19 protein-coding genes and 1 riboswitch are annotated in these 15,160 nt (G+C 64.7%); of the genes, 8 read left to right on the top strand and 11 right to left on the bottom strand.

Going from position 1 to position 15,160, the window contains the following annotated elements; all coding sequences use genetic code 11:
• Positions 1–113: 113 nt before the first annotated feature.
• Both IVA80_RS12245 and pdxH read right to left on the bottom strand, forming a co-directional pair.
• Positions 114–863: an SDR family oxidoreductase gene (locus IVA80_RS12245; protein WP_247429669.1), complete on the bottom strand. Its 750-nt coding sequence runs from the start codon at positions 861–863 to the stop codon at positions 114–116.
• A gap of 50 nt (positions 864–913) precedes the next feature.
• Positions 914–1,555, bottom strand: coding sequence for a pyridoxamine 5'-phosphate oxidase (pdxH, locus tag IVA80_RS12240; protein ID WP_247429667.1), 642 nt, complete (start codon positions 1,553–1,555; stop codon positions 914–916).
• Positions 1,556–1,668: 113 nt separating this feature from the next.
• Between pdxH and IVA80_RS12235 the strand changes: the two genes are divergently transcribed.
• A complete protein-coding gene (locus IVA80_RS12235) occupies positions 1,669–2,076 on the top strand; it encodes an RT0821/Lpp0805 family surface protein (RefSeq protein ID WP_346347992.1) in 408 nt (135 codons plus the stop codon).
• A gap of 109 nt (positions 2,077–2,185) precedes the next feature.
• A complete protein-coding gene (locus IVA80_RS12230) occupies positions 2,186–3,148 on the top strand; it encodes a DnaJ C-terminal domain-containing protein (RefSeq protein WP_247429663.1) in 963 nt (320 codons plus the stop codon).
• 328 nt (positions 3,149–3,476) lie between these two features.
• Here IVA80_RS12230 and IVA80_RS12225 read toward each other — a convergent pair whose 3' ends face one another.
• Both IVA80_RS12225 and IVA80_RS12220 read right to left on the bottom strand, forming a co-directional pair.
• Positions 3,477–4,247, bottom strand: coding sequence for an anti-sigma factor (locus tag IVA80_RS12225; RefSeq protein WP_247429661.1), 771 nt, complete (start codon positions 4,245–4,247; stop codon positions 3,477–3,479).
• A 106-nt stretch (positions 4,248–4,353) separates the two neighbouring features.
• Entirely contained in the window at positions 4,354–4,842 is a 489-nt protein-coding gene (locus IVA80_RS12220) for an RNA polymerase sigma factor (RefSeq protein ID WP_247429659.1), read from the bottom strand.
• Between the two features lie 172 nt (positions 4,843–5,014).
• Here IVA80_RS12220 and fabI point away from each other — a divergent pair, with 172 nt between their 5' ends.
• The 4 genes from fabI (at position 5,015) to IVA80_RS12200 (ending at position 8,961) form a co-directional block, all read left to right on the top strand.
• Positions 5,015–5,830 (top strand): enoyl-ACP reductase FabI, encoded by an 816-nt coding sequence (gene fabI / locus IVA80_RS12215; RefSeq protein ID WP_247429657.1) that lies wholly within the window; start codon positions 5,015–5,017, stop codon positions 5,828–5,830.
• 12 nt (positions 5,831–5,842) lie between these two features.
• Complete coding sequence (locus IVA80_RS12210) at positions 5,843–6,442, top strand: histidine phosphatase family protein (protein ID WP_247429655.1); 600 nt, start codon at positions 5,843–5,845, stop codon at positions 6,440–6,442.
• A 176-nt stretch (positions 6,443–6,618) separates the two neighbouring features.
• Positions 6,619–7,707 (top strand): chorismate synthase, encoded by a 1,089-nt coding sequence (aroC, locus tag IVA80_RS12205; RefSeq protein WP_247429653.1) that lies wholly within the window; start codon positions 6,619–6,621, stop codon positions 7,705–7,707.
• 63 nt (positions 7,708–7,770) lie between these two features.
• Entirely contained in the window at positions 7,771–8,961 is a 1,191-nt protein-coding gene (locus tag IVA80_RS12200; protein WP_247429651.1) for an adenylate/guanylate cyclase domain-containing protein, read from the top strand.
• Between the two features lie 3 nt (positions 8,962–8,964).
• On the opposite strand, the gene clpS is transcribed toward IVA80_RS12200, so the two are convergent.
• From clpS to IVA80_RS12175, 5 genes are read right to left on the bottom strand one after another with little or no spacing between them, the layout of a single operon-like run.
• Positions 8,965–9,264, bottom strand: a complete 300-nt coding sequence (clpS, locus tag IVA80_RS12195) for an ATP-dependent Clp protease adapter ClpS (RefSeq protein ID WP_247429648.1) — start codon at positions 9,262–9,264, stop codon at positions 8,965–8,967.
• Between the two features lie 45 nt (positions 9,265–9,309).
• Positions 9,310–9,651 carry a DUF190 domain-containing protein gene (locus IVA80_RS12190; RefSeq protein ID WP_247429645.1) on the bottom strand — a complete coding sequence of 114 codons (342 nt, stop codon included), beginning with the start codon at positions 9,649–9,651 and terminating at the stop codon, positions 9,310–9,312.
• 2 nt (positions 9,652–9,653) lie between these two features.
• Positions 9,654–10,079: a fluoride efflux transporter CrcB gene (crcB, locus tag IVA80_RS12185; RefSeq protein WP_247429642.1), complete on the bottom strand. Its 426-nt coding sequence runs from the start codon at positions 10,077–10,079 to the stop codon at positions 9,654–9,656.
• Positions 10,080–10,085: 6 nt separating this feature from the next.
• Positions 10,086–10,475: a fluoride efflux transporter CrcB gene (gene crcB / locus IVA80_RS12180; protein ID WP_247429640.1), complete on the bottom strand. Its 390-nt coding sequence runs from the start codon at positions 10,473–10,475 to the stop codon at positions 10,086–10,088.
• Between the two features lie 19 nt (positions 10,476–10,494).
• Positions 10,495–11,703 (bottom strand): MFS transporter, encoded by a 1,209-nt coding sequence (locus IVA80_RS12175; RefSeq protein WP_247429638.1) that lies wholly within the window; start codon positions 11,701–11,703, stop codon positions 10,495–10,497.
• A 96-nt stretch (positions 11,704–11,799) separates the two neighbouring features.
• Positions 11,800–11,877, bottom strand: a riboswitch (Fluoride riboswitch).
• 283 nt (positions 11,878–12,160) lie between these two features.
• Here IVA80_RS12175 and IVA80_RS12170 point away from each other — a divergent pair.
• Together IVA80_RS12170 and IVA80_RS12165 are read left to right on the top strand one after the other, a co-directional pair.
• Complete coding sequence (locus IVA80_RS12170) at positions 12,161–13,024, top strand: DUF1194 domain-containing protein (protein ID WP_247429636.1); 864 nt, start codon at positions 12,161–12,163, stop codon at positions 13,022–13,024.
• Positions 13,025–13,203: 179 nt separating this feature from the next.
• Positions 13,204–13,836: a hypothetical protein gene (locus IVA80_RS12165; RefSeq protein ID WP_247429634.1), complete on the top strand. Its 633-nt coding sequence runs from the start codon at positions 13,204–13,206 to the stop codon at positions 13,834–13,836.
• Positions 13,837–14,065: 229 nt separating this feature from the next.
• Here IVA80_RS12165 and IVA80_RS12160 read toward each other — a convergent pair whose 3' ends face one another.
• Both IVA80_RS12160 and IVA80_RS12155 read right to left on the bottom strand, forming a co-directional pair.
• Positions 14,066–14,893, bottom strand: coding sequence for a nucleotidyltransferase domain-containing protein (locus tag IVA80_RS12160; RefSeq protein ID WP_247429632.1), 828 nt, complete (start codon positions 14,891–14,893; stop codon positions 14,066–14,068).
• 17 nt (positions 14,894–14,910) lie between these two features.
• Entirely contained in the window at positions 14,911–15,075 is a 165-nt protein-coding gene (locus IVA80_RS12155; RefSeq protein WP_247429630.1) for a hypothetical protein, read from the bottom strand.
• Between the last annotated feature and the right edge of the window lie 85 nt (positions 15,076–15,160).

The following is a 15,160-nucleotide window of genomic DNA, read 5'->3' as shown; positions in this document are numbered from 1 at the left end:
TAGCGTTGTTTCCAGTTCCGTCATTGCGAGGAGCGAAGCGACGAAGCAAATCCAGACTGTCTCGGTGGAGGCAGTCTTGATTGCTTTGCTTCGCTTGCAATGACGACGAGAAACTACACGTGCTGCCCGCCGTTGATGTGGATCTCGGCGCCATTCACGTAGGACGATGTTTCCGTGCACAGCACGTAGATGATCTTGGCGACCTCGTCCGGCGTGCCGAGGCGATGCATCGGAATCTGCTGCTCCACGATCTTCTCGGTGCCCGGTGACAGGATCGAGGTGTCGATCTCGCCCGGCGCGATCGCGTTGACGCGCACGCCGATGCGGCCGAAGTCGGAGGCCATCTCGCGCGTCAAGGATGCGAGTGCGGCCTTCGAGGTGGCGTAGGCCGCGCCTGCGAAGGGATGCACGCGCGAGCCTGCGATCGAGGTGACGTTCACCACCGAGCCCTTGGCCGCCTTCAATTCCTCGATTAGCCCGCGCGCCATCATGATCGGCGCAAAGAAGTTGACGTGGAACACATGCGTCCAAGTGTCGAGGTCGGTGTCGACCGAACCGAGCCTCGAGCCGCCGGCGCCCTTCGGCGAGATCGCGGCGTTGTTGACCAGCGCATGGAGCATGCCGCCTTCGAGCCGGTTGCGGATGTCCGAGATCGCGCGTGCGGTGTCCTGGGGATTGCCGAGGTCGACCTGGATGTGATCCTCGGGGCCCGCGTCCCAGGGGCAGTCCTCGGGGAAGGGATGCCGCGAGCAGGTGATGACACGCCAGCCCGCCGACGAGAAGCGGATCACGGTGGCGTGGCCGATGCCGCGGCTGGCTCCGGTCAAGAGCAGCGTGCGGCGCGGCGCATTGGAATGCGGCATGGACATCTTTCAGGTCGGCCCAAGATTCAAGGCAAGGCTCAGGATAAGGCTTAAGGATACATCCGCGTCTTGGACCACTTCCGGCCGGCCGCGTCATGGCGAAATTCGATGCGGTCGTGCAGGCGGAATGGGCGGTCGTGCCAGAATTCGATGCGCGACGGCGTGATACGCCAGCCGCTCCAGCCCGGCGGCCGCGGCACCTCGCCGATGACGTGCTTGGCGGCGACCTTGGCGATGGCCTGCTCGAAGGCGAAGCGGCTTTCAAGCGGCTGCGACTGCTTGCTGGCCCAGGCGCCGATCTGCGCCTGCTTGGGACGGGTGGCGAAATAGGCGTCGGCCTCGGCGTCGCTCACCGGCGTCACGTTGCCGCGGATGCGGACCTGACGGCGCAGCGACTTCCAGTGAAAAAGTAACGCCGCCTTAGGATTTGCGGCGAGTTCGCGGCCCTTCTGGCTCGCGATGTGGCTGTAGAAGACGAAACCCTCGGTATCGAAGCCCTTCATCAGCACCATGCGCACGTCGGGCAGCCCATCCGCGTCGACTGTTGCGAGTGCCATGGCGTTCGGATCGTTCGGCTCGCTCTTGATCGCCTCGTTCAGCCAGGCCTCGAACAGCGCAAAAGGTTCGTCGGCGGCGGTGAAATCACCGGATGTTAAGGGTGCCTGGTGTTTCATTGTGGTCGTGTCGGTCATGTCCGGAGTCCGAGTTGCGTCCTGCGGCCCAAAACGCGTTGTTGTCCGCTACCGCCCTATATAGGGCATGGGGACGCGTTGGCCTATTGGCGATGCGGCCGTCCGGCTTTGTGATGACAATGGTTCTGATCGGGCTCGGCGCCGGCGGTTGCAGCTTTTCCCGCAGTGAGAGCAGTGCGTATGCCAAGGCCGACGACAACGACCTCACCGGCTCGATTGCGCGGCCGGCAAAGGAAGCAGCACCGACCGAGACCGATCTCGCTTTCGCCCGCAACGCCGCCTCCGACATCCTGAGCCAGGGCGACAACGATTCCAGCCAGCACTGGGAAAATCCAGAGACCGGCGCGCGCGGTTCGGTGACCCCGATCGCGCAGTCCTACGCCGCCGAGGACGGTCGCAAGTGCCGCGACTTCCTGGCGAGCTATGTCAACGGCAACACCGAAAGCTGGCTTCAGGGCGCCGGCTGCCAAGGTAGCCGTGGCCGTTGGGAGATTCATACGTTAAAGCCGTGGCGGAGCTAGGAATCGGCTCCGCGGGGTAGTTGCAAAAATGCCACTCGCCTCCCACATGACGTGCAGATGGGGCGGGGAGCCCTTTGAACAGTTCGATTTCTTAAAGGAGACGTGACGAATGCGCGACCCCTATGAGGTCTTGGGGGTGCCGCGGAGCGCCAGCGCTGCCGCGATCAAGAGCGCCTATCGCAAGCTTGCCAAGAAGCACCATCCCGACAGCAACAAGGACGACCCGAAGGCCGCCGACCGCTTCGCTGAGCTCAATACGGCTAACGAGATCCTTGGCGACGAGGACAAGCGCAAGCAGTTCGACCGCGGCGAGATCGATGCGCACGGCAAGCCGCGCTTCCAGGGTTTTCCGGGCGGCGGCGGCCCGCGCGGGCGCGCGGGTCCCGGCGGGTTCGAGAGCTATACGTTCCGCGGCGGCGGCGGCCCTGGCCAGGGCGCCGGCGCGTTCGAGGACATTCTCAACAGCATGTTCGGCGGCGGGACGCGCGGTGCGCGACCCGGGGCCGGCGGCGGTGCCCAGTTCGAATTCGACACCGGCGGGATCGGGCTCGATCTCGACGTGAACGTCGCCATGACCGTCTCGCTGGAGGAGTCGGTCAAGGGCGGCGAGAAGCGCGTCCGGCTACCGAACGGCAAGGAGCTCAACGTCAAGATTCCGGCCGGCGTCACCGAGGGCCAGCAGATCCGGCTGCGAGGGCAGGGCGAAAGCGCTCAGGGCCATCCGCCGGGCGATCTCCTGATCACGATCAGCATCGCGCCGCATCCGTTCTTCAAGATCGAGGGCGCCGACCTCAGGATCGACCTGCCGGTCACGCTCTATGAGGCGGTGCTCGGCGGCAAAGTCCGCGTGCCTACCCTCGGCAATGCCGTGGAACTGTCGGTCCCGAAAAACACTTCCAGCGGCCGGACCTTCCGCCTCAAGGGCAAGGGATTACCAAAAGCAGGCGGAACCGGGGATCTCTTCATCACCATCAGGATTATGCTACCGGACGGGAACGACGCCGAGCTTGAGGCATTGATGGAGAAGTGGCGGGACCAGCACCCCTACAATCCACGTAGCGGGCTTGGTTAGGGCGAGATCGCAACTGAGGGGGTTTCTCCTAAAGGTCTAGAGCATCGCTCAGCAGATGATGCTCATCATATGCCTGAGGCGTGATAGCGCTTCTCGGCTCACGTGCTTGGACGTGTCGGCGGTCCGGCGGGGCAGCCGATAAAAAAGGTGCGGCCTCGAGAGGGGGACCAGCGCGGTACCAAAAACCCCAATCGAGGCCGCCTGCGTCGATCGGCGGATCGAGCGCTGCTCATTTTCGCGTGATCATCCGGTGCGATAATGAGACGCGCCCATGTCTTGATTCCAAATTTTCAATGACGGAATCGAGGCACCGCCTTTATGCGGTTGTTCAGGTGCCGTTTTTCTCGGCTTGGTCGTACACCGCCTGCGCTACCTTGGTCAGGCGAGCGCGGTCGCTGCCGCCGCTGACGACGTAGCCGACGCCGCGCTCGGCCCAGAACAGCGCCCCGTCCTTGTCCGTTTTGGCGTAGCGCATCTGCGTCGCGCCGTTCTCGGTCTTGGCGGTGTAGATCGTGTACCGCTCGCCCGAGGTGCCCTCATACATCAGGAACGACGCCGGACCGTTCGGCCCAGGCAAGAGCCGGCCGCCGACGAGCTTCAGCCCGCTCGCCTCCAGGTTCGGCGCGAACACGGTCCAGCCGCAGCGCCGGGTCAGCCAGGCCTGGAGATGATCGCGCTCGTTGCCGCCGACCTCGACGGGATGCCGGACCTCGACAACATAGAGGCGGTGGGCGTCGAGCGCGTCCGCCGTAAAGCTCCGGAAAGTCGAAGGGGCGTTCGCGGCGCCATGCGCCATCCAGCCGGCGGTACTGCCGGCCACGAAGGCGACCAGCACAGCCGCCGCGGCGCCATACAGCCATTGCCGGGGGCGGCGCTCCAGCCGCTCGAGCTCCAGCCGGGCCGGCACCGGCTCCTGGGCAACGGCGTCGTAACGGGCATGCAGCATCTCGGCCATGGCGCGCCAGGACTGCACGCGCCCGGCATCGTCAGGGTGTGCGGCAAGCCAGGCCTCGACGTCGGCGCGGCGCTCGGCCGGCAACTCGCCATCGACATAGGCGTGCAACTCGTCTTCGGTAACGGGAATATTGCGGTCGTTCATATCGATCGTCTCTGGCTCTGCGGCCCAAAATGTTCTTCGTGCTTCAACTGTGCTGCTTCCCGCTCCACGCACGGGAAGTGACCTGCGTAATGCATCAACCCTGCCATCATTTCACCCGCTTGAGCGCCGGGCGCTCACCTTCCAGCGAGGCCTTAACATGGGCGCGCGCGCGCGCCAGGCGCGACATCACGGTGCCGATCGGCACGCCCTGAATGTCGGCGACCTCGCGGTAGCTCATGCCCTCCAGCATCACCAGCAGCAGCACCGAGCGCTGCTCTTCGACCAGCGTCGTCAGCGCCTTCTCGATATCGCGCCCTTCGGCTTCGGTCCCGCTGGCATCCGGGTTGTTCTCGGTCAGTGGCGTGAATTGCGGGCGCCTTGCCAGCGAGCGCCGCCGGTTTTTGTTGAGATTGGTCAGGATCGTATAGAGCCAGCTCCTGACGTCGCCTCCGAGGAACAGGCGCTCCGAACGCAGCGCCCGCACCAACGTATCCTGCACCAGATCATCGGCCGCATCCGCATCGCGCGTGAGCGCGCGGGCGTAGCGGCGCAACGCCGGGATCATGGCTTCCACACTCTGGCGAAACGCGCTCATTGCCGTCTTGATGTCCTAGTGTTCGGCGCGAGCGCCTCAATCATCATAACACCCGAACGGAACGGCTATTCCGGCGCTCGGAACAGCGTTAACGCCGCGTATTAGGACTGTACCGCGAAGGAGGGCTGGTGTACCTCCAGACCTCACGAGAGCTCGATGGGACGTTAGCAAAATGGCGCAGAATTCGGGTTTGATGCAGGGCAAGCGCGGGGTGATCCTCGGCCTTGCCAACAACCGCTCGATCGCCTGGGGCATTGCTAAGGCATGCCATGCGGCCGGTGCCGAGCTCGCCTTCACCTATCAGGGCGATGCGCTGAAGAAGCGCGTCGAGCCGCTCGCCGCCGAGATCGGCGGGCTCGTGCTCGGCCATTGCGACGTCACCGATGCCGCGACCATCGACGCCGCTTTCGCGGTGTTGCAGGAGAAGTGGGGCAAGATCGACTTCCTGGTGCACGCGATCGCCTATGGCGAGCAGCTCGACGGTCGCTACGTCGATACCACGCAGGAGAATTTCACCAAGTCGATGCTGATCTCCTGCTACTCGCTGACCGCGGTCACACAGCGCGCCGAGAAGCTGATGACCGACGGCGGTTCGATCGTCACGCTCAGCTATTACGGCGCTGAGAAGTGGATGCCGCACTACAACGTGATGGGCGTGGCAAAAGCTGCGCTGGAGGCCAGCGTGCGCTATCTCGCGGCCGATCTCGGCGAGAAGAACATCCGCGTCAATGCGATCTCGGCTGGGCCGATCAAGACGCTCGCCGCCTCCGGCATCGGCGACTTCCGCTATATCCTGAAGTGGAACGAGCATAACGCGCCGATGCGGCGCAACGTGTCGACCGAAGACGTTGGCGGCAGCGCGCTGTATTTCCTCTGCGACCTGTCGCGCGGCGTCACCGGCGAGGTGCATCACGTCGATTCCGGCTATCACGTGCTGGGCATGAAACGACCCGACGCGCCTGACATCTCGTTCGGCGGCAAGGACTAACCTTCACCCGCAATGCCCGTGCCCACGATCTATTATCTTCGCCACGGCGAGACCGAGTGGAATGCGCTCGGGAGGCTTCAGGGCACCAAGGACGTTCCGCTGAACGCGCGCGGACGCGGTCAGGCCGAGCAGGCCGGCGGCGTGTTGGCGGATCTCTTCAAGCGCGACGGCAAGGACAAGGCAGCGTTACCCTACGTATCGAGTCCGCTCGGGCGTGCACGCCAGACCATGGAACTCGCGCGCGGCAAGCTCGAATTGCCGCCTGCGGACTACGCGCTCGACGATCGCCTGCGCGAGATCGGCTACGGCATCTGGGAAGGGCTGACGCTGGCCGAGAGCGAGGCCTCCGATCCCGATGTCTACGCCCGGCGCCTCGCCGATAAATGGACGGTAGGTCCCGCGGGCGGGGAGACCTATGCCGATGTGCAGGTCCGCGTGCGCGCCTGGTGCGACCAGCTCCGGATCGACACCGTCGCGGTCGCCCATGGTGGGACCTGCCGGGCCCTGATGGTCTCGCTCGGGCTGGAGACGCCGGCCAGCGCCGCCGAACTCTACATCGAGCAGGGCGCGGTTTACGTGTTCCGTGGCGGGCGGCTGGAGAAGTATAGTTAAGGCTGGCGCCACGTCCTCCGTCGTCCTGCCCGGGCTTGTCCCGGGCATTCACGCTCTTCGCTGCCGGGGCAAAGGGCGTGGATGGCCGGGACGGGCCCGGCCATGACGATTGTGGCGGCATTTGACCCTCATTTCAGGGCGCGTTACGACAAGTCAGAACTGACTACGAGCGAGCGATGTCCTTCAACACCTTCGGCCACATGTTTCGCGTCACCACCTTCGGCGAGAGCCATGGGGTGGCGATCGGCTGCGTGGTCGATGGTTGTCCGCCCATGATCCCGCTCACCGAGGCCGACATCCAGCGTGACCTCGATCGCCGCCGGCCCGGCCAGTCGCGCTTCACGACCCAGCGCCAGGAGCCGGACCAGGTCAAAATTGTGTCTGGCGTGATGGCGCATCCGGAGACCGGCGTGCAGGTGACGACGGGCACGCCGATCGGGCTCCTGATCGAGAACACCGACCAGCGTTCGAAGGACTATTCTGAGATCAAGGACAAGTTTCGGCCGGGCCATGCCGACTTCACCTATGAGGCCAAATACGGCCTGCGCGATTATCGCGGCGGCGGCCGTTCCTCGGCACGCGAGACGGCGACGCGCGTCGCCGCCGGTGCCATCGCGCGAAAAGTGCTGCCCGACGTGAGGGTGCGCGGCGCGCTGGTGCAGATGGGCCCGCACAAGATCGACCGTGACAAATGGGACTGGGACGAGATCGCCAACAATCCGTTCTTCTGTCCCGACAAGGACAAGGCCGCGTTCTTCGAAACCTACCTTGATGGCATCCGCAAGAGCGGCTCGTCGATCGGCGCGGTGATCGAGATCGTCGCCGAGGGCCTGCCGGCAGGATTGGGCGCACCGATCTACGCCAAGCTCGATGCCGAGCTCGCCTCAGCGATGATGAGCATCAACGCGGTGAAGGGCGTCGAGATCGGCGCCGGCTTTGGCGCCGCCGAACTCACCGGCGAAGAGAACGCCGACGAGATGCGCACCGGCAATGACGGCACGCGCTTTTTGTCCAACCATGCCGGTGGCGTTCTGGGCGGAATTTCCACGGGCCAGCCGGTGGTGGTGCGTTTCGCGGTGAAGCCGACCTCGTCGATCCTCCAGCCGCGTTTGACGGTCGATCGCAACGGCGCCGACACCGAGATCATGACCAAGGGCCGCCACGACCCCTGCGTCGGCATCCGCGCTGTCCCCGTCGGCGAAGCCATGATGGCCTGTGTGCTGGCCGATCATTTCCTGCGCGACCGCGGGCAGGTCGGGCGCTAGCGCTCCGGATACTAGTCCTCCGCGCAGCTTGACGATGCCACAACTTCGTCCGCAAATGCGGGCATGGAAAGCTCGGGGCTCCAGCGTATCATCAACTGGCTGATCGACGGCGCAAGGTCGTCGGGGACGCCGGCCGAGATGATTGCGGATGTCTGCGAACATCTGGTCGAAGCCGGCCTGCCGCTGTGGCGGTTCGGCATCTTCATCCGCACGCTGCATCCGGAAATCTTCGGCCGCAACTTCATCTGGCGACAGGGCCAGAAGGTCGAGATCGGCACCGTCGACTTCGAGATACTGGAGACGCCGGAATTCGCCAGAAGTCCGCTGCGGATCGTGTTCGAGGAGGGGATCGAGGTCAGGGGCCGCATGGATGACCCCGAGAGCAAGCGCTTTCCGTTCCTCGACGACATTCGCGCCGAAGGCGTGACTGACTATATCGCGGTGCCGATGCCGTATCTCGACGGCTCAATCCACGCGACGAGCTGGGTCACCCGGCGTCCCGGCGGTTTCAGCGACGGCGACATCGCGGCGATCCGGGCTATCATGGCGCCGCTCGCGCGCGTCAGCGAGATCGTCAGCCTGCGCCGCACCGCCGCGATGCTGCTCGACACCTACGTTGGCAACCGCGCCGGCGAGCGCATTCTCGGCGGCCAGATCCGCCGCGGCCACAACGACACCATGCAGGCCGCGATCTGGCTCTCGGATCTGCGCGGCTTCACCGCGCTGTCGGACCGGCTGCCAGCCGAGACCGTGGTCGAGATCCTCAACCAGTATTTCGATTGCCAGGTCACCGCGATCCGGGGCCATGGCGGCGAGGTTCTCAAATTCATGGGCGACGGCCTGCTTGCGGTATTCCCGATCGACGAATATGTCGGCGATGCCGCCCATGTCTGTTCGCGCGTGCTGGAGGCGGCGCGCGAATCCCGCGCCAGCGTCGAGGCGCTCGCGTTTCCCGTCGGCGACGTGATCGAGCGCTTCCGCTTCGGCGTCGCGCTCCACGTCGGCAACATCCTCTACGGCAATATCGGCGGCGGCAATCGCCTCGACTTCACCTGCATCGGACCCGCCGTCAATCTCGCGGCAAGACTGGAGAAGATCACGGGCCGCCTGGGGCGGACCGTCGTCGCCTCGGAAGGCTTCGCCAATGTCTGTCACCACGACTGGCGTGAGCTCGGCGAATTTCCGATCGCTGGATTTTCCAAGGCTCAGCGCGTGTATGGGCTGGCGGAGGAAGCGTCGGCGCTGGTCGACTGACCGCTACTCTTCCGGCTCTGTCGTGAACAGCAGCGGGTAGCCCTTGCTGCGGGCGACATCCGTTGCGCGCGTGGCCTTGGTCCCGGCGACGTCCTTGGTGAACACGGCGACCACGCAGGCGCCCAGCTTGTGCGCGGTGATCATGACCTTGTAGGCCAGATCCTCCGTCATGCGGAATTCCGCCTTGAGTATCATTGTGACGAATTCACGCGGTGTGTAGTCATCGTTGATCAGGATGACCTTGTGCAGCTTCGGCCGCTCGACCTTGGTCCTGGTTTTCGGCTTAGTAACGGTGTCGTTCATTCCGCCTCCTGAAACGGCGGGCGTCTCTCGGTTCCAGCCGCGGCGTCAGCCAGCGGCCTTCGCACCATATTGCAGGACCTGCACCTTCTCCAAGGTGATCAGGCCGCTCGACATCATGCCATCCAGGATGGGCAGGAATGCGTTGATGTTGTCCTCGCTGTCGACGATCTCGATCAAGAGCGGCAAATCTTCCGAGAGCCGCAGGATCTTCGAGGTGTGCAGCCGGCTCGACTTGCCGAACCCCATCGGACCGCGCAGCACGGTGGCGCCCGCGAGATGCCGCTCGCGCGCCGTCGTCACGATCGCTTCGTAAAGCGGCTTGCCGTCGAAATGGTCGCTCTCGCCGATGAAGATCCGAAGCGAAACGGCCTGATTGGGGATTTGCATGGTCAGCTCCTTGTCAAGCGGTTGTAGCGGCTTGCCATCATATGGCCGACCCACACGGACACCAGCCAGCAGATGACGGACGCCGCGATGTAGGCGAGCGCCGTGTATTTCATGTCCCCATGGAACAGGCGGAAGGTCTCCAGGCTGAAGCTCGAGAAGGTGGTGTAGCCGCCGCAAAACCCGGTCATGACGAACTGCCGGTGCTCGGGCCGCGCCAGCACGCGGCCGTCGGGGCCGGTCAGCGTCGCGTAGAATCCGATGATCAACGAGCCCGTCGCGTTGACGAACAGCGTTGCGACGGGAAATCTGGGGCCGGTGTCGAGCGCAAGTCCGACCAGATAGCGCGTCAGCCCGCCGGCGATGCTGCCGGCGGCAACCCAGGCATAGAGTATCGCGGTGCGCCAGCGCTCGGCAGAAGGAGAGTTCATCTGCCTCTAGCCCCCAAAACTGTCTGCAAGGAGAAAGCCGCAACTGACGGCCGCAAGGCACAGCACGACCGAGAATACGACATTGCCGAGGGCATGCATCGGCTCGCCGCTCCGCGCCAAGGTCAGGGTTTGCAAGCTGAACGAGGATACCGTGGTGTAGCAGCCGAGAAACCCGGTCACCGCGAACAGCCATGGATTGGGCGCCGCGAACACCGAGCCGGGATGGGTCGCCAGCGCGCCAAAAATGCCGATCATGAAGGCGCCGGTGACGTTGATGGTCATGGTACCCCAGGGAAAGGTCTCGCCCAGCCGCCGCGCGATCGCGCCCGAGACGAAATAGCGCGTGCAGCCGCCGAGCACGCAGCCGCCCACGATTGCTACCGCTCCGCTCAACACGACGAACGATCCCCCACCATCATCTGTTCTCCGCTGCCAGGCCGTTGCCGACGGCGAGCAGCCCTGCGAGCGCGACCAGCGCGAAGCCGAGCCCGGCCAAAAACGTGGCCGCCGGTCCATAGGCATCCCACATCGCGCCGGCGATCACGCTCGCGGCCAGCAAGGCAAGTCCGGTGAACAGGTTGAAATAGCCGAATGCGGTGCCGCGCAGGCTCGGCGGCGCGGCGTCGGCGACGAGGGCCGACAGCAGGCCTTGAGTCAATCCCATATGCAGCCCCCACAGCACGACGCCGAGCGCGAGGCCCGCTAGGTTCGGCAACAGCGCGAGCGCGAGATCGGCGCCGGCGAGGAAGACGAGGCCGAGCGCGAGCACGCCGGTCCGGTTGATCCGGTCCGACAGTACGCCGGCCGGATAGGCCGACAGGGCATAGACCACGTTCATCAGCACCAACACCGCCGGCACCCACATCGCATTGAGCCCGATGTTCTGCGCGCGCAGGATCAGAAAGGCCTCGCTGAAGCGCGCCAGCGTGAAGGCGATTCCGATCGCGACGACACGCCAGTACACGGATCCAAGCTGCCGCATCGCGGCGGCGTTCAGCGGATTTTTCGGTGGCTCACGACCAGGGTCTGGCTCCGGCTCGTTCACCGCGAACGCGATCAGGCCGAACGACAGGAACGCCGGCAGCACTGCCACCCAGAACACGGCGGCAAAATTGTCCGCCGTCCACCACATCAGTCCGATCGCAACGAGCGGTCCGACGAACGCGCCGATGGTGTCGAGCGACTGCCGCAGGCCGAAGCTCGCGCCGCGCAGTCGGGCAGGCGCGATATCGGCGATCAGCGCGTCGCGCGGCGCGCCGCGAATACCCTTGCCGACGCGGTCAATGAAGCGCGCGGCAACCAGCCATCCGACGCTGGGGGCAAGCGGGAACAGCGGCTTTGTCAGCGCGGCTAGCCCGTAGCCGAGCGCTGCGAGGAGCTTGCGCCGGCCGAGCCAGTCGGACATCGCGCCAGAGAAGATTTTCGTGATCGAGGCGGTCGCTTCGGCAATGCCCTCGATGAAGCCAACCGTGAGTGTGGAGGCCCCCAGCACGGTGACGAGATAGACCGGCAGCAGAGCGTGGATCATCTCGGAGGAGACGTCCATCAGCATCGAGACGAAGCCGAGCACCCAAATCCCCCTGGGCAGCTTGGCGCGCGCAGCATTCGGTGTCGTCGTCGTCACGCCTTCTCCTGGCCTTCGTTTCCGGGCAACAAAAAACCCGCCAGCGGCGGGTTTATCCAGGCTCCCGCCGAAGGCAGAGGCTCAAAAACTGCCCCACCTCAAGCAGGAGTCATCAGCCCACTACGGTCATCGGCCGACGGGCGGTTGTCGGGGGACTCCATCCCCATCCGTACGTCCAGCCTAGCATGGAAATCGCACCGGACAAGTGGGAGGGGAAGATCTGTCCCTCGAGTCGTCATTCCAGCCTCGATGCTGCCGGACGCGCCGGAATGACGGCGCGGGATTGCGCGTGTTCCAGCGGCGCGAGCGCGGCAACACGGCGGCAGCTTTGCGCAAAGTGCGCAAATTCCTAACTCACAGATTCTATTCTTAACTCGAATGTGAAGCGCAAGCGATCTTCGGACTTTCCGGCAAGGCGATTGCATGTCACCATCGCGTCATACGACGGGAGACTGCGATGCGCATGCTGTTCTCGATCGGGGCTGTGCTGGTGGCCGGCGTGCTCGCCGGAGGCGACGTCGCGGGCATCGCGGCACCAGGGCCTAAATTTGAACCGGGCAGGAATCCGCCACAACGGCTAGCGGCCGACAGGGACGCGCAGACGGTCGATGTCGAGCTGGTCCTCGCGGTCGACGTCTCGTACTCCATGGACATGGACGAACTCGCGATCCAGCGCGAAGGCTATGCGCAGGCGATCCAGTCGAAGGAATTCCTCCAGGCGCTGAAGCTCGGGCCGAACGGCCGGATCGCGGTGACTTATTTCGAATGGGCCGCTTCCAGCGACCAGAAGATCATCATCCCGTGGCGGCTGGTCGACGGACCGGAGACGGCGGACGCGGTCGCCGCCGAAATCCTGAAGACGCCGATCCGGCGCGCCTCGCGCACCTCGATCTCCGGCGCGATCACGTTCGCGATGCCGTTGTTCGACGAGGATCCCTATCGCGGCTTGCGCCGCGTGATCGACATTTCCGGCGACGGCCCCAACAACAATGGCGGCCCGGTCACGACGGCGCGCGACGCCGCGCTCGAGAAGGGCATCGTCATCAACGGCCTGCCGATCATGGTCAAGGAGCCGTCCTATTCGACCATGGATATCGACAATCTCGACTATTACTACGAGGACTGCGTCGTCGGCGGTCCCGGCTCCTTCGTCATCACGATCAAAGAGCGCGACAAGTTCAAGGAAGCGATTCGCACGAAGCTCCTGATGGAAGTCGCGGGCCGCACGCCGGAGCGCTCCGTGACGCGCGTTGCCGACAAGGAGCCGCGGGTCAACTGCATGATCGGCGAGAAGATCTGGTCGGACCGCTGGGGGCGCTGATCCGCGCTACCCCGTGTGAGACCTTTCGCCTCATCGCGCCCGGTGGTTGAATTTAACCCCTCGTTAACCGGCGCGTGACCCTAATCCCGCTGTTTCTGTTTGTTTCCAATCCGTGTCCTGGCGTTGTTGACAGGTGCACGAACGAAGCGGGGTCGTCGAACCCGTCCACCGAGCAGACCATGGCCATCGTCGCGCAGAGCACCAGCCAGATTTCTCCGGCCAACGAGCGAATCTATCACCAGAGCAACCTGCTCGGTGAATGGAAGGGCAATTGGGCGGGAAACAACCAAGCCGTCGGCTTCAAGGTCGTGAACATCCGCGGGGCCCGGGCCCAGGTCGAGTACACCCACAACGGGCACACTGAGCGCGGCTTTGGCACGGTCGACGGTGCGACCATCAGTTTCGGTTCGGTCACGATCGGGACCAAGAACGGCAAGGACGCGGCGCTCGTGTTTTCCGCCGGCGGTGGTCAGGCGAGTGCGTCTCTCGAAAAACAGGCGCCGCCGGCCTCCGACAGCCGCCTCATCGGAAGCTGGGGCGGCTATTCGACCGACAATGACAAGAGCGCAAGCTTCCGGGTCGTCTCCGTCACCGGCAACGAGGCGCTGGTGACGACCACCATCGACGGCATCACCCGACAGGGCACCGGTATCGTCTACAAGAACGTCGTGATGTTCGGACAGTCGCAGATATCGACGGACGACGGGAAGAACGGAAAAGTTATCTTCCAGGTCGGCAGCAAATCGTTCCTGGTGCCCGTGACGAAATTGCCGCCGGCCGATAATTCGTCCTCGGTGGACAGGACGGCCTGAGCTTCAGCCTCCCGGGGGCCTACGGCCATCTCGGCGCCCGCTTCTCCACGAACGCTCTCAAACCCTCCTGCGCTTCGTTCGATGTCGCGACGTTGCAGAAATCGTCCACTGCACATGCGATGCTGCGCCGATAGTCGAGATCAATCTGACGCATGAAGGCGGCGCGCCCCATCCGCAGCACCGCGGCCGATTTGCGGGATCGTCAGGTGTCACCGGGATCTCCATGCCTTCAAAATGTCAATAGCTTCAATTGCTGGTCGATCTTGCGCAGGACCTCGCAGGCTGGCGCCAGGGCGCCGGCACCGATCAGGCGCCAGACCTCGTTGGCCTGCTCCGCCAGGTCCGGGATCGTCAGCGGCAGGCGGGCTGCCTCTTGGAGCGCGCCCTTCTCGTTGATCAGATAGCGGTCGTTCAGCGCGAACAGAACCTGCGCGACACAGGCGAGCGACCGATAGGCGCATCCGGCGATATGGGTCCTTTCGTCGTGCATGATGGCAATCTCGGCATTTTCGATACCGAACAGGACTTCCCACTGGAAGCGCTGGATCAGCGCCGCACGCAGCGGCCGCGGATAGGGCAGTGCGATCGATTTCAGCCGGGCGATCAGGGCCTGCGGATCGTGCATTGGCTGGCAATAGGCGATCTCGCCCATCCAGATCGCCGAGCAGAAGCCGTGCGGATGGCCGGGCTGGTAATCCATGGTGACGACGCCGCTGCGGCAGGACTCCATCACGGCTACGACCGCGTCTGCGTTGCGGTAGAGCAGGTCGACCTTGCGGCCTTCCACCGAAAGCCAGGCGCCGCCGACGATCCACGGACCCCATTCCCCGACCGGGGTCACGGCCGTGGCGGCGGGATCGTCGGCGATCTCCTTCGTGGCCGCCAGCAGCCGATCCGTATCGAGCGGGCCTGCCGCGGAAAAGTACAGTCCGATGTCATGGTCGGAGGAGGGCTGCGCGCTGCCCCGCGCGCGCGAGCCGCCGAGCACGATGGCCGCGACGCCCGGCACCTCGGCAAAGGCGGATGTCAAGCGCGTGAGCAGGGAATCGTGCGGCATGAACGGCGTGGGCGTGGCTATTTCGCGGCGAGCGGCGGAACGCTGTCGTTCGGTGCTTCCGCCTGCATCGTGATCAGTGTCATCGAGAGCTTTGGCGCGAGCTCCGGGTTGCGGATATAAGCGCGATAGGGCGGGTTGGTGAATTTGGCGTTGCGCGGGGCACCGCGATCGCATCCGCCCATTCCTTCTGCGGCGGAGTGAGTTCGTCCGGCTTCCGCGGTACGAAGCGGGTCGGCTCGACGGCGTGACCGGCTCCCGCGATCGTCA

This window comes from Bradyrhizobium sp. 139 (assembly GCF_023074175.1).
Classification (GTDB): Bacteria; Pseudomonadota; Alphaproteobacteria; order Rhizobiales; family Xanthobacteraceae; genus Bradyrhizobium.
Note: the sequence above shows the minus strand (reverse complement) of the source record. Positions and strands in the feature narration are given on the sequence as shown.